Here is a 13,599-nt window from a genome sequence, read left to right as displayed (position 1 = left end):
GAGGGCACGGGTGTCGACGTTCAACGATCAGGCCGGTCTGGGGGATCTGACGGCCACCACCGATCGGATCCGCGGGGCCATGGAGACCGTGATCGAGGGCAAGCCCGAGGTCGTCCGCCTCGCCTTGACCGTGCTTCTGGCCGAGGGCCACCTGCTCGTCGAGGATGTTCCGGGTGTCGGCAAGACGATGCTGGCCAAGGCCCTCGCGCGCTCGGTCGACTGCAGGATGCGCCGGGTGCAGTTCACTCCGGACCTGCTGCCGTCGGACATCACCGGGGTCAGCGTCTTCGACCAGGAGAAGCGCGAGTTCGAGTTCAAGCCGGGCGCGATCTTCGCGAACATCGTCGTCGGCGACGAGATCAACCGCGCCTCGCCCAAGACCCAGTCCGCGCTCCTGGAGTGCATGGCGGAGCGTCAGGTCACCGTCGACGGCACGACCTACGAGCTGCAGCCGCCGTTCATGGTGATCGCCACGCAGAACCCGGTGGAGATGGAGGGAACGTATCCTCTCCCCGAGGCCCAGCGTGACCGGTTCATGGCCCGGGTGTCGATGGGCTACCCCGCGGCCGACGCCGAACTGCGGATGATCGGCGGCCACAGCGCCGGCTCGCCGCTCGCCGACCTCACCCCCGTCGCGGACGCCGACGACCTGGTCCGGCTCGCCGACGCGGTGCGTAAGGTGCACGTCTCGCCCGCCGTCGCGCGCTACGCCGTCGACCTCGTCAACGCGACCCGCCGCTCCCCCGAACTGCGGCTCGGCGCGTCCCCGCGCGCGACGCTGCACCTGGTGCGCGCCTCGCGCGCGGCGGCCGCCCTCGACAACCGCGACTACGTCCTCCCGGACGACCTCCAGACGCTGGCGGTGGCGGTGCTCGCGCACCGGCTGCTGCCGACCGCCGACGCGCAGATGGCCCGCCGTACGCCCGAGCAGATCGTCGCCGACATCGTCCGCCAGGTCCCGGTCCCCGGTGCCCCGGGCGACCGGACCCCGCCGGCCCCGGACCGGGCCGCGGTGCCGCAGACGGTCCCCGCGCCGCCGGCCCACGTGCCCTACCCGGGCGCCGTCCCGCACCACAACGGCACCGCGCCCTACCCGGCCCAGGCGCCGACCGCGCACCAGGGCTACGTCCCGGTGACATACGACGGCCGCCTCGGCGGCACGGGTTCCGGGGCGGCGCGCTGACGTGCGTACCGCCCTGTCCGGCCTGACGACGCGGGGGCGGTCCTTCCTCGCGGCGGGGGTCGCCGCGAGCATCTGCGCGGTGATCCTGGGCCAACGCGACCTGCTGCGGGTCGGTTTCCTGCTCACCGCGCTACCGCTCGTCGCGGTCCTGATCGTCGCCCGGACCCGGCACCTGGTCACCAGCGCGCGTGCGCTGGAACCGGCCCGGGTCGCGGCCGGCCACGAGTCACAGGTGCGGCTGCGCGTGGACAACGTCTCGCGGATACCCACCGGGCTGCTGATGCTCGAGGACCACGTGCCGTACGTGCTCGGCTCGCGGCCCAGGTTCGTGCTCGACCGGATAGAGCCGCACGGCAACCGGCACGTGTCCTACCGGGTGCGCTCGGACCTGCGCGGCCGTTTCCCGGTCGGGCCGCTGCGCCTGCGGATGGCCGATCCGTTCGGGATGTGCGAACTGACCCGCTCCTTCGCCGCCCGCGACACGCTCGTGGTCACGCCGGCGGTACAGCGCCTGCCGGCGGTCGACCTGGGCGGCGAGTGGACCGGGTACGGCGACAGCCACGCGCGCAACGTGTCCGCGTCCGGCGAGGAGGACGTGGTCCCGCGCGAGTACCGACACGGCGACGACGTGCGCCGCGTGCACTGGCGCTCGACCGCCCGACGCGGCGAACTGATGGTGCGCCGCGAGGAACAGGCCTGGCAGAACCGGGCCACCGTGCTGATCGACACCCGCGAGGGCGCGCACGTCGGCGACGGCCCGGCCTCGTCGTTCGAGTGGGTCGTCTCGGCCTCCGCGTCGGTGGGGGTCCACCTGTGCCGGCGCGGGTACACCACCCGGCTGCTCGACGCGGAGGGCGACGCGCTCGCCGGGGACCTGGAGGACGTCCGCGCCGCGCCGGGCGATCTGGAGGGCTTCCTGCTGGACGCGTTGGCCGTGGTCGAGACCGTGCCGGTACAGGCGCTGGACCAGGCCGAACCCGCGCTGCGCGACCCGAACGGCGGCGGCCTGACCGTCGCCGTGCTCGGAGCGCTGACCGAGGACGACGTCAAGCGGCTCGGCCGGGCCAGGCACCGCTCCGGCCGCGGCATCGCCGTCGTCCTGGACGTGAGCGCGTGGGGCCGGGTGCCCGGCGCGCTGCCGCACGACGCCGCAGTGGCCCTGCTCCGCCAGGCCGGCTGGCGGGTGCTGTCCGCCCGGGCCGGTTCGCGGCTGTCGGAACTGTGGCGCTCGGCGGGCCGTGTGGGTGATCCGGCCGCCGGTTCGATGTCCTTCGCCGGTACCTCCCGCGCGAGCGCCCCCGCGGCCCCCGCGCCCGATGCCGGCGCCCCGACCCCGCCGCCGCGCCCGCACGCGGCGCCGACGGTCGGCGGCAGCACAGTCGAGGGAGGGGGAAGGCCGTGACGGGTCGTCTACGCCTGGCCCTGGTCGCGGGCCTCGCGACCGCACTGACATCGTCCTCGCTGCTCCCGCTGGTCGACGCGGGCCGGTGGATCGCCCTGGGACTGGGCGCGATCCTGCTCGTGGTTCTGGTCGGCGAGGGCTCCCGGCGGATCCGGGTGCCGCGTCCCGTGGTGGGCCTGACCCAGGTCGCCGCGCTGGTGCCCTACCTGCTCGTGGTCTGCGTCCCGGACGCGAGCGGGCCGATCCCGACCCCGGACAGCGTCAACGCGTTCGTCGACCTGCTGAGGGTCGGCGGGAACGACATCCAGGAGTTCACCACCCCCGCGCCCGCCTCGAACGGGATCGCCGCGATCCTGTTGTGCGTGATGGGCGGCGTGGCCGTCGTGGTGGACATGATCGCGGTCACCTACGGCCAGGCGGCTCCGGCCGGCCTGCCGCTGCTCGCGCTCTACAGCGTCCCGGCGGCGCTGTCCCGCTCCGGGCTCGGCTGGGCGATCTTCCTGATCGCGGCCCTCGCCTACGTCCTGCTGCTGCTGGCGGAGGGCCGCGAACGGCTGCTGCGCTGGGGCCGCCCCCTGACGCCCGCCGCGCCGCCCGGCCACCCGGCGATGCGGCAGTACCGTCCCCCCGCGCGCGGCGGCGGCCGGATCGGCCTGGCCGCGCTCGCGGTGGCCGTGGTGGTGCCCGCGCTGGTCCCGCTCAGCGCCAACCGGCTGCTCGACGACAACAAGAGCGGCCCCAACTCGCACCGGCTGACCACGATCAACCCCGTCGTCAAGCTGTCCGACGAGCTGAACCGGGCGGAGAACGTCGAGCTGATGCGCTACCGCACCAACGCGGCCGCGCCGGGCTCGGTCTACCTTCGGATCTCCTCGCTCGACCGGTTCGACGGCCGCACCTGGCAGCCCTCCGAGCGCCAACTGGCCGACGTGCCCAAGGACTTCCCGAAGCCGCCCGGCCTGGACCCGAACGTGAAGACCGCCGAGGTGGTCACCCGGATCGACGCGAGCGACGCCTACAAGCAGGGCTCGCTGCCGATGCCCTACCCGGCGACGCGGGTCCAGGTGAAGGGCAACTGGCGGTTCGAGCCCGAGGGGCGGCTGCTGCTCGGCGACGACAAGCAGGACACCCGCGGCCTGAGCTGGACCGTCAACAGCCTCGAGGTCGAGCCGACCCCCGCCCAGCTCAAGGCCGCCGCACCGCCGCCGCCCGACCTCGCGCCCTACCTGGCGGTACCGCTGCGGGCCGACGCCGTGCGCCGGATCCAGGACCAGGCCCGCCGGATCGGCGGCACGGGTACGGCCTACGACCAGGCCCGCAACCTGGAGGAGTGGTTCGCCCGCTCCAGCCAGTTCCGCTACGACACCAAGGTCCCGCCGGGCAACGGCGCGTCGGCGATCGAGAACTTCCTGGAGCAGAAGGTCGGCTACTGCGAACAGTTCTCGTCGACGATGGCCGTGATGGCCCGCACCCTCGGCATCCCGGCCCGGGTCGCCGTCGGCTTCATCCCGGGCACCCTGCAGACCGACCTGTCGTACAAGGTCAGCAGTCACGACGCGCACGCGTGGCCCGAGCTGTACTTCGCCGGCGCGGGTTGGATCCGGTTCGAGCCGACCCCCTCGCGCGGCAACTCGCCGACCTACGCCCGGCAGGACGTCGCCCCGACCCAGCCGACCACGTCGCCCGGCACCGCGGAGAGCCTCCCCGAGAACCGCCCGCAGACGTCGCAGAGCGCGGCCCCGTCGGCCTCCGCGACGACCGCACCGGTCACCGCCGGCGGCTCGGACGGTCCGCACGTCTCGGGTCGGGTGCTGCTGATCGGCGCCGGGATCGCCCTGGTCGTCCTGCTCGCGGCGGCGCCGATGCTGACCCGCGCACGGGTCCGCAGGCGTCGGCTCGCGGCCCTGAGCCGGGACCTCGCGAAGGGCGCGGATCCTCCCGAACCGGATAATCCGGCCGACTCGCGCGGACCGGTCCTGGGCGGCTGGGCCGAGGTCCTCGACACCGCCCGCGACCTGGGCCATGCCGCGCCGGAGGCGGAGACACCGCGCCAGGCGGCCGAGCGCCTGCTCGTGGTGTTGGCACCCGGCCAGGACGCGGAGGCCGATCCGGACACCGCGGCCCGGCCCGTCGTCGACGCCGCCCGCGAGGCGCTGCCGCTGGGTCGCGCTCGCGGCCGAGCGGCAGCTCTACGCGGCGAGCCCGCCCGCCCGTGAACCGGGTCTGGGCGAGGACGTGCGGGCGGTCCGCAAGGGCCTGCTCGCACAGGCCGGTCGCGGCCGGCGGATCCGGGCCAAGCTGCTCCCGCCGTCGCTGCGCCGCCGGGGCCGACCGAGCCTCGCGGAGCGCCGGTACGCGCTGACCGACCGGATCCGGCTGCCACGCGGCCGCCGGGGCAACGGCCCCGAGGCGAAGCCGGCGGACACGGGCTGACTTCGCCCGCCGGGCCCCCTAGGACCGGATCCGACGAAAACGCCGATGGCGGTGCCCCCGAGGACTCGGGGGCACCGCCATCGGCGTTTTCGTACGGCGTATGTCGATCGGACCGCGTCGGATCACCGACCCGGTCCACAGAACCGACTCGGCCGGCGGTGGCAGGGCCACCACCGGCGAGTCGTCGGCGTCGCGCCGAACGTCAGTTGTTCTCTTCGCGCCTACGGCGCCAGCGGTCCTCGATGCGGTTCATCACCTTCGCCTTGCGCCGGCGCGGGGTTGCGCCGCGGCCCGAAGCGCCGCCGCCCTCTCCCGCTGCTGCCGTCGCCGGTCCCCGGCGCCAACCGGTGACCGCCAGGAGCGCCCCACCGAGCATCGCCAGGAACCCGATGACGCTCACCCAGATCTGCTGGACCATCATGCCGGTCATCAACAGGACGATACCGAGCAGGAATCCGAGGATTGCCTGGACGGTGCGTCGCCGGGTGTGCCGGCGCATGCCGGCGGCTTCGAGCGCTGTCGCGAATTTGGGATCTTCGGCGTAGAGCGCTCGCTCCATTTGCTCAAGCATGCGCTGCTCGTGCTCTGAGAGCGGCACGGCGTCCTCCTTCGTCGGCCGCGACGCGACCTTGCGGCCCTTTCAGGATAGGCAGGTAATCGCTGTCGTGAAAGCCACCCTCGGCACGGGCTCCAGACCCGCTTCCGGATGGTGGGTCACCACGTCGATTCCCGCCCCTTTCGACACTCCTGCCCTGCCCGACGCACGCTCATGTGCCCCGGTCAGGGCTTTGATGATATGCGGCCGGGGCGGGTTCGCGCTGAGGGAAGGGGCCGGCGGGCACCGCGCGTTCGTGCCCGAGCGCGTTCCGGCGCGGATTCAGCGCCTCGATCGGCCGCCGGCCGCGGCGCCGCGGCCGAGCAGCGCGGCCGCGGTGAGCGCCGAGTCGCCGAACCGGCCGCGCACGGCGTCGGCCGCGCGCTCGGCGTCACGGTGGCCCAGAACCCGTTCCCCGAGCGCCAGTTGGCGCGGATAGGCGCCACTGACCAGGCCGTCCACCCGGATGCCCACCAGGCGCAGGCGGGCCCGTTCCAGACCCAGCCCGCCGTGCAGCACGCACGCCACGGCGTAGATCTCGTGGCCCACGTCGGTGGCCTCGCGCAGGGTCTTGGCCCGGGTGAGTGTGGTGAAGTCGGCAAACCGGATCTTGATCGTCACCGTCCGACCGGCCGCCTTCGCGCGGCGCAGCCGGGTCGCGGTGCGGTGCGCGAGGGCGAGCAGGGTGCGGCGGATCGCGACCGGGTCGTCGACGTCGGTCGGAAAAGTCTCCTCGGCCCCGATACTGCGTTCGGGTTCCCACGGGATCACCGGTCGCCGGTCCCGGCCCCACGCGAGTTCGTAGAGGTTGCGGCCGGCCGCCGGGCCGAGCGCGCGGCTCAGGGTCTCGACCGAAGTGTGTGCGACGTCACCGATGGTGCCGAGCCCGAGACCGGCCAACAGCGCGCCCGTGCGCTCGCCGACGCCCCACAACCGGTCCACCGGGAGCGGGTGCAGGAAATCCACGACCTGTTCGGGGCGGACCACGCTCAGGCCGTCGGGCTTGGCGAGCGCGCCGGCCAGTTTGGCGGTGAACTTGTTGTCGGCGATCCCGACCGAGCAGGTGATGCCCTGTTCGTCGAAGACCCGGGCGCGGATCGTCTCGCCGATCGTCTCGGGCGGGCCGAGCCGGCGGGTGGCGCCCGCGAGGTCGAGGAACGCCTCGTCCAGGGACAGCGGCTCCACCCGCGGGGTGATCGAGCGCAGCACCTCCATGACGCCGCCGGACACCCGGCTGTAGTCCTCGTGGTCGGGTGAGAGGAACACCGCGTGCGGCGCGAGCCTGCGGGCGCGGGAGGTGGCCTGGCCGGCGTGCACACCGAGCGCGCGCACGTCGTAGGTGGCGGACAGCACCACCCCGCGCGGGCCCTGGCCGGCCACGACGAGGGGCGTGTTCCGCAGGGCGGGGTTGCGGCGGATCTCGACGGACGCGTAGAAGGCGTCCATGTCGACGTGCATGATCGCCTGCGGCACGGCTCGGGCGGTGCTCACGGGGCACCACCCGGCCGGACGCCGCGGCGGGCCGCTGCCCGGGACCCGGGACCCGGACGGGGCCCGGGCCCCGGACGGGGCCTCGCCGGACAGGACCTAGGCGGGCTTGGTCGCGAGCAGGTGCAGTTGGGTGGCCAGGGCGCGATACTCCGGCTGCTCGGCCGCGGCGCGTTCGAGGTCCAGGAGCGCGTCGAACGAGGCCGGGTCGTCGACCAGGACGCCCGGGACCAGGTCGGCGAAGACCCGGATCGCGTGCACGGGGCCGGCTTCGAGACCGGCCTTGGCGACCAGGCCGGTGAGGTCGGCGACGGTGAACCGGCGCGGCATCGGGTCGGCCGGGCCGTAGCGGCCCTCGGGGTCGGCGAGCAGGTCACGGGCCTGGTCGAAGTGCCCCGCGAGGGCGCGGGCCAGCACCGCGCCGGTGCGGTTGGCCGCGAGCAGGCTGAGCGTGCCGCCGGCGCGCAGGGCGCGGACGATGTGCGCGAGGTCGGCGGCCGGGTCGTCGACGACCTCCAGGACGCCGTGGCACAGCACCACGTCGGCGGCGTCCGGCTCGACCACGTCGAACAGGCCGTTCGTGTCGCCCTGGAAGGCCCGGACGAGGGCGGTGACGCCGGCTTCGGCGGCGCGGCGCTCGAACGCGGCGAGCGCGTCGGGGCTGGGGTCGACGACGGTGACCCGGTGTCCGAGCCGGGCGATGGGAACGGCGAGGTTGCCGGTGCCGCCGCCGGTGTCGAGCACGTCGAGGACGTCCCGTCCGGCCGCCTCGGCCCGTCGGTCCAACGCCTCGCGCAGCACCTGCCACACGACGGCGGTGCGCATCGAGCTGCGCCTGCGCGTCTGGTCGGACACGGACACCCTCCTCCGGAACTGGTCGGCTTCCACCCTATGACGTGTACGGCGTTCATCCGGCGCTCCCGGGGCTCGAGTGCCACAGCTTGCGCGGTGCCTGCTTGGTGGGGCCGCCGGCCGGGCGCAGGTCGGCGTACGGGGAGATCTTGAAGCCGCTCGCGTGCACCAGGACCCGGCGCCGCGCGGGCGCGGTCGCGGTGGGTTCGACGGCGGCCATCAGGTCGTGCACGGCGCGGACGCCGCCGGTGCTCCACGCGTCGTACAGCGCGCCCAGCTCCCAGCAGCCGGTGGCCCGCAGCGATACGCCGCGCGGTCCGGTGCGGCGCAGGACGCCGCGTACGACGAGCAGCCAGGAGTGGAACAGGGTGGCCGCGTACGGGTCCTGGGCGTCCTCGAAGAAGGTCGTGTCGACCGGTCCGGTGGCGTCGTCCAGGGTCAGGAAGATCACCCGGCGGCCGGTTCGGATCGGCGGGGTCTGAGTGGCCACCTTGACCCCGGCGACGAGCAGTTCGGCGCGGTTGCGCCGGTTCAGCAGGTCGCGGGCGCGGGTGATGCCGAGGTCGGCCAGGAAGGGCGCGTAGAAGTCGAGCACGTGCTGGCCGGCGTCGAGGCCGAGGATGTCGAGCTCGGCGCGGACGCGTTCGACGTCGGTGAGCTCGGGCAGTCCGGTGGGCGGCGGGGTGTCCGGGGCGAGGCCGAGGTCGAGTTCGGCGCCGCCGCCGGCGCGGTGTCGGGCAGCGCGGCCGAGCCGGTCCAGGTCGCCCAGGTGGAGCAGCAGGTCGCGGCGGGTGGTCGGGGGCGGGTGTACGGCGTCGAACGCGCCGATCGTCACGAGACGCTCGGTGGTCGGGCGGGACGCGCCGCCGCGGGCCTTGAAGTCGACGAGGGACGTGTAGGGGCGGTTCGCCAGGACGTGCGCGACCTCGTCGGCGCCGATGCCCTTGATCTCGGCCAGCGGGATGCGGATGCCGGGCGTGCCGTCGGCGGCGGGTTCGACCCGGTACACGTCGTCCGAGCGGTTGACGTCGACGCCGAGGATCGGCACGCCGAATTGGCGGGCGTCCTCGAGGATCAGCCGTTTGGGGTACATCCCGGGGTCGTGGGTGAGCACGCCGGCCAGGAACGCGGCAGTGTGGTGGGTCTTGAGCCACGCCGACTGGTAGGTGGGCACCGCGAACGCGGCGGCGTGCGCCTTGCAGAAACCGAACGACGCGAAGGCTTCGAGGACCTCCCAGATCCGGTCGATCGTGGGCGGGTCGTAGTCGCGTTTCGCGGCACGCGCGTACAGCCAGTCGCGGATGGCGGGTTTTCGCTCGTGGCTGCCGAGGGCGCGCCGGGCCACGTCGGCGCGCGCGAGGTCGCAGCCGGTCGCGATGGCGATGATCCTGATGACCTGTTCGTGGAAGACCACGACGCCGCAGGTCTCGGCGAGGGCCTCGCGGAAGCTCTCGTGGATGTAGTACGGCCGGGTCCAGCCCTGCCTGGCCTTCAGGAACGGGGTGACCATGTCGCTCTTGACCGGGCCGGGCCGGAACAGCGAGATGTCCACGATGATGTCCTCGAACGTCTCCGGGGCGAACTTGCCGATCAGCTCGCGCTGGCCGGGCGACTCGATCTGGAAGCAGCCGAGGGTGCGCTTGGACCGGATCAGGTCGAACGTCGCGGGGTCGTCGTGCGGGATCGCGTCCAGGTCGGGGGCGGCGCCGTCGACCCGTTCGACCTCGGCGATCGCGTGCGCCATCGCGGACTGCATGCGGACGCCGAGCACGTCGAGCTTGAGCAGGCCCAGGTGTTCGACGTCCTCCTTGTCGAACTGGCTCATCGGGAAGCCCTGGGCGGAGATCTCGACCGGGGTGCGGTCGAGCAGCGTGAGGTCGGACAGCAGCACGCCGCACGGGTGCAGCGCGAGGTGTCGGGGCAGGCCGTCCAGCCGGGCGGCGAGTTCGAACAGGCCGTCGAAGCCGCCGTCCTGGGCGAGCCGGTTCGCGCGCAGTTCGGGCAGGTCGCGCAGGGCGGGGCCGAGGTCGCGGGCGCGGATGTGCGGGAACGCCTTGGCGAGCTCGTCGATCTCGCCGGCGGCCAGCCCGAGCGCCGCGCCGACGTCGCGGATGGCGTGCCGGGCGCGGTACGTCTCGGTCATCGACACGCACGCGCAGCGCTCGGGGCCGAAGACCGCCATGATCCGCTCGTAGACGTCGGTGCGGCGGGCGGATTCGACGTCCACGTCGATGTCGGGCAGCGCGGTGCGCCGGTCGGAGACGAAGCGCTCCATCAGCAGGCCGTGCCGCAGCGGGTCGACGCCGGAGATCCCGAGCAGGTGGTTGACCAGGCTGCCGGCGCCGGAGCCGCGGGCCGCGCAGCGCACGCCCATGTCCCGGATCAGGTCGACGACGCCCGCGACGGTCAGGAAGTAGGAGGGCAGGCCGAGCCGGCCGATCAGCGCGAGTTCGTCGTCGAGGCGGGTGCGGGCCTCGGCCGTGGGGGCGATGCCGCGCAGGCCCAGCCCGGCCTCGCAGCGCGCGCGCAGTTCGGCGGCGGCCCGGCTCGCGGGGACACCCAGCACCTCCGGCTCGGGGTGGAACACGCTGCCGATGCCCAGGTCCTCGGCGGGGTCCAGGACGAGGCCGTCGGCGAGCGCGCGGGTGGCGCCGAGCAGCGCGGCGGCGGTGCCGCGGCCGGCCAGGCAGGTGATCTCGGCGGCGACGGCGACCATGTCGAGGGTGGGCTTGAGGTATTCCTCGGAGCCGGTGCGCTCCAGGTGGTGGTGGCCCAGGGGGACCAGTCGGCGGGCCGAGTCGAGCACGTCGGCCATCACGGCGTCCTCGCGGTCGGCGTAGCGCACGGCGTTGGTGAGCACGGCGGGCACGCGGTGGGTGTCGGCGAGGGTCAGCATGCGGGCCGCGTGGGCCGCGGAGCGGGCCCGGCCCAGCGGCGCGAGATGGCACACCAGTTCGATGAAAAAAGCGTCGTTCGCCAGCGCCGCCTTCGCCCGGGCGATCAGCCGCTCGGCGCGCGCGGGCTCGTCGGCGGCGACGGCCCGGCCGATCTCCGAGTCGGGGCCGGCCAGCACGACGACGTCGGCGCCGGCCCCGGCGAGCATGTCCCACGTGGTCACGGGGTGCCGCGGTCGCGCCGGTGCGCGTCGCTGATCAGCCGGCACAACGCGGCCCACCCGGCCTTGCCCCGGGCGAGCACGGTGACGCGGGGGTGCCGGGGTCGGTGAAGGCGCCGCCGCGCGCGGGGTGCGGCGGCCCCCGCCCGGCGCGGCGGGCGGTTCGGTGGGCAGGACGGCCAGCTCGGCACCGAGGATCGGCCGGATGCCCGCCGCGACGCACCCGCGCGCGAACACGACGGCTCCGTACACCCCGTCCCGGTCGGTCAGCGCGAGCGTGTCCAGGCCGTGTTCGACCGCGCGCTCGATCAGGGTGCGCGGGTGCGAGACGCCGTAGCGCATCGAGTGCCCGGAGGCGACGTGCAGGTGGGCGAACGATCGGTTCGGCCGGCTCGGTCGGTTCATGGGTGGTGCGTTCAATCGCTAGGAGCGGGTGGGGCCGGGATCGGGGGCAGCGCCAGGAGCTTCACCACCAACCGGAAGAAGGTCTCGACGTCGCGGATCAGGTCGTCGGCCTCGCGGCCGGTGACCGCGCCGGGCAGGCCCGCCTCGGCGGCGGCGCGCTTGCGGGCGCCCGCCGCGAAGAAGGCCGCCCACTCGGTCAGCTCGGGGGCCACCCTCGGCAGCAGCTCCCACGCGCTGCGCGGCGCCCGCCGACGGCGGCCCGGGCGCTCGTCGTCGGCCCGGGCCCGGGCGGCGAGCACGGCCGCGGCCACCCGCAGTGCGGCCAGATGGGCGGTGGCGTACCGCTCGGCGGCGTCCCGGCTGACGGCGGCCTCGGTGAGCCCGCGCCGGGCCTGGGCCAGCAGATCGAGCGCGCCGCGCGGGGCGGACGACCAACGCACGGGCGCCCGCCGCACCGGCGGCGGCTCGGGTATGTGGGCGGACTGGTTCAGGCGTGCGATCGGGCTTGCACTCACGGGAGTCGCCTCCTCAATCGGCGGTCCGCGCCAGCGTCCAGGTGCCGGAGCCGGCGTCCAGGCTGAGGTCGTACACACCCAGGGGCGCGCTGCGGCCGGCACCGGCCTCCACCCGCCACACCTCACGCTCTCCCGTCGCCACGACGGCGGTCCGCGAGCGGGCGTGCTGCCACCACTCACCGGTCTCGACCCAGTGGCCGAGCACCTCCCGGACCACGTAGAGCCGGTCGTGCCAAAGGAACCGCGCGGGGTCCCCACCACTGCGCAGCACCTCCACCGGATCGGTGTGCAGACGCGTCATACAGCTCCTCCTCTGCCGGGGGCCGGCGATGCGCTTCCCCACGCACCGCCGGTCCGGGCCGTCCATCCGGGTGCCCCGTGCCGTTCGAGAGTCGAACTCTTTTCTCGAACAAAAGTTCGATCTCGTTTGCCAGTAAAGCTCGCTCCCCCACCCACGTCAACGCCATTGCCGCAGTACCGGGCGAACCGTCGTGTTCGATAAGTGTTCGAGCACCTTGGGGCACGGGGTCGTGCACGCGATCCACCGTGACAGGCGGCACCGACACCGCGCCGCGGCCGGCGTGCGACCCTGCCCGGGTGCAACCACGTCTGCCCTCGCCGCTGCGCGAGCTGTCCGATCCCCGCCTCGCGGCATCCGGCCTGCGGCTGTGGCTCATGCGGGACGACCTGATCCATCCCGAGGTGCCCGGCAACAAGTGGCGCAAGCTGAAGTACAACCTCGAGGCCGCCCACGAGCGGGGTCACGGCACGCTGTTGACGTTCGGCGGGGCGTACTCGAACCACATCCGGGCCACCGCGGCCGCGGGGCACGCGCTCGGCCTCGCGACCGTCGGGGTCGTGCGCGGCGACGAGCTCGCGGACCGACCCCTCAACCCGTCGCTGGCCTTCGCGGTCGAACGCGGCATGCGCCTGGTGTTCGTGGACCGCGTCACCTACCGCGCCAAGCACACACCCGAGGTGCTCGAACGCCTGCTCGCGGCACACGGGCCCGCGTACGTCCTCCCCGAGGGCGGCAGCAACGAGGCCGCCGTGCGGGGCTGCGCGGAGCTGCCCGCGGAACTCGACGTCGCGTTCGACGTCGTATGCGTCGCGGTGGGCACGGGCGGCACCCTCGCGGGGATCGCGGCGGGCCTGCCCCCGGGGCGGCGCGCGATCGGCTTCTCGGCGCTCAGAGGCGACTTCCCCGCGCGCGAGGTGGCGGAGCTCCAGCGGCGCACGTACGGCGCCCCGACCGACAACTGGCGGGTGGAGACCGGGTTCCATCACGGCGGCTACGCGCGGCGCACGGCGGAGCTGGACGCGTTCGTCGCCGACTTCGCGGCCCGGCACGGGTTCGCGCCCGAGCCGATCTACGTCGGCAAGATGCTGTTCGGTCTGTTCGAACTGATCGGGCGCGGCGCGTTCGCACCGGGCACCGGGATCGTCGCGGTGGTCACCGGCTGACGCGCGTCGCGCGGCGGCCGTCTCGCGGCACGCACAGCGGCTCCGCCGTCCCCGTCGGCGGAGCCACCGCTTCGGACGCCCGTCGCCCCGTGCCGACGGTCGTCCCCATCCGTACCGTCGCCCCGTGTCGCCGGTCCCGATGTCGTT

Annotated in this window: 11 protein-coding genes; 5 read left to right on the top strand and 6 right to left on the bottom strand. The window is 74.2% G+C overall.

Annotated features, from left to right (window positions below):
- The first annotated feature begins 10 nt into the window (after positions 1-10).
- From OG928_RS24535 to OG928_RS24520, 4 genes are read left to right on the top strand one after another with little or no spacing between them, the layout of a single operon-like run.
- Positions 11-1,183, top strand: coding sequence for an AAA family ATPase (locus OG928_RS24535; protein ID WP_406287388.1), 1,173 nt, complete (start codon positions 11-13; stop codon positions 1,181-1,183).
- Position 1,184: 1 nt separating this feature from the next.
- Complete coding sequence (locus OG928_RS24530; protein WP_406287386.1) at positions 1,185-2,585, top strand: DUF58 domain-containing protein; 1,401 nt, start codon at positions 1,185-1,187, stop codon at positions 2,583-2,585.
- Positions 2,582-4,801, top strand: a complete 2,220-nt coding sequence (locus tag OG928_RS24525; protein ID WP_406287384.1) for a transglutaminaseTgpA domain-containing protein — start codon at positions 2,582-2,584, stop codon at positions 4,799-4,801. Before OG928_RS24530 ends, OG928_RS24525 begins: the two co-directional genes overlap by 4 nt.
- Before the next feature lie 19 nt (positions 4,802-4,820).
- Positions 4,821-5,018, top strand: coding sequence for a hypothetical protein (locus OG928_RS24520; RefSeq protein WP_406287382.1), 198 nt, complete (start codon positions 4,821-4,823; stop codon positions 5,016-5,018).
- A 202-nt stretch (positions 5,019-5,220) separates the two neighbouring features.
- Here OG928_RS24520 and OG928_RS24515 read toward each other — a convergent pair whose 3' ends face one another.
- The 6 genes from OG928_RS24515 to OG928_RS24490 all read right to left on the bottom strand — a co-directional run bounded on the left by OG928_RS24515 (position 5,221) and on the right by OG928_RS24490 (position 12,289).
- Positions 5,221-5,616, bottom strand: coding sequence for a DUF3040 domain-containing protein (locus OG928_RS24515; RefSeq protein WP_406287379.1), 396 nt, complete (start codon positions 5,614-5,616; stop codon positions 5,221-5,223).
- A gap of 279 nt (positions 5,617-5,895) precedes the next feature.
- Positions 5,896-7,104 (bottom strand): DNA polymerase IV, encoded by a 1,209-nt coding sequence (gene dinB, locus OG928_RS24510; RefSeq protein ID WP_406287376.1) that lies wholly within the window; start codon positions 7,102-7,104, stop codon positions 5,896-5,898.
- Between the two features lie 96 nt (positions 7,105-7,200).
- Positions 7,201-7,956, bottom strand: coding sequence for a methyltransferase (locus OG928_RS24505; RefSeq protein WP_406287374.1), 756 nt, complete (start codon positions 7,954-7,956; stop codon positions 7,201-7,203).
- Between the two features lie 52 nt (positions 7,957-8,008).
- A complete protein-coding gene (locus OG928_RS24500; protein WP_406287372.1) occupies positions 8,009-11,473 on the bottom strand; it encodes a DNA polymerase III subunit alpha in 3,465 nt (1,154 codons plus the stop codon).
- Positions 11,474-11,484: 11 nt separating this feature from the next.
- Positions 11,485-11,988, bottom strand: coding sequence for an SAV_6107 family HEPN domain-containing protein (locus tag OG928_RS24495; protein ID WP_406287369.1), 504 nt, complete (start codon positions 11,986-11,988; stop codon positions 11,485-11,487).
- A 13-nt stretch (positions 11,989-12,001) separates the two neighbouring features.
- On the bottom strand, positions 12,002-12,289 hold the full coding sequence (locus OG928_RS24490; protein ID WP_406287367.1) for a DUF6504 family protein: 288 nt from the start codon (positions 12,287-12,289) through the stop codon (positions 12,002-12,004).
- A 296-nt stretch (positions 12,290-12,585) separates the two neighbouring features.
- Between OG928_RS24490 and OG928_RS24485 the strand changes: the two genes are divergently transcribed.
- Positions 12,586-13,452 (top strand): 1-aminocyclopropane-1-carboxylate deaminase/D-cysteine desulfhydrase, encoded by an 867-nt coding sequence (locus OG928_RS24485; RefSeq protein WP_406287366.1) that lies wholly within the window; start codon positions 12,586-12,588, stop codon positions 13,450-13,452.
- Positions 13,453-13,599: the final 147 nt, after the last annotated feature.

Source organism: Embleya sp. NBC_00896 (assembly GCF_045207785.1).
In the GTDB taxonomy this organism is placed as follows: Bacteria; Actinomycetota; Actinomycetes; order Streptomycetales; family Streptomycetaceae; genus Embleya.
This window is presented reverse-complemented; position numbering and strand designations above follow the sequence as displayed.

Coding starts and splice junctions, on each gene's coding strand:
- OG928_RS24500 (WP_406287372.1), bottom strand. CDS start 11,473: ATGAACCGACCGAGCCGGCCGAACCGATCGTTCGCCCACCTGCACGTC.
- OG928_RS24490 (WP_406287367.1), bottom strand. CDS start 12,289: ATGACGCGTCTGCACACCGATCCGGTGGAGGTGCTGCGCAGTGGTGGG.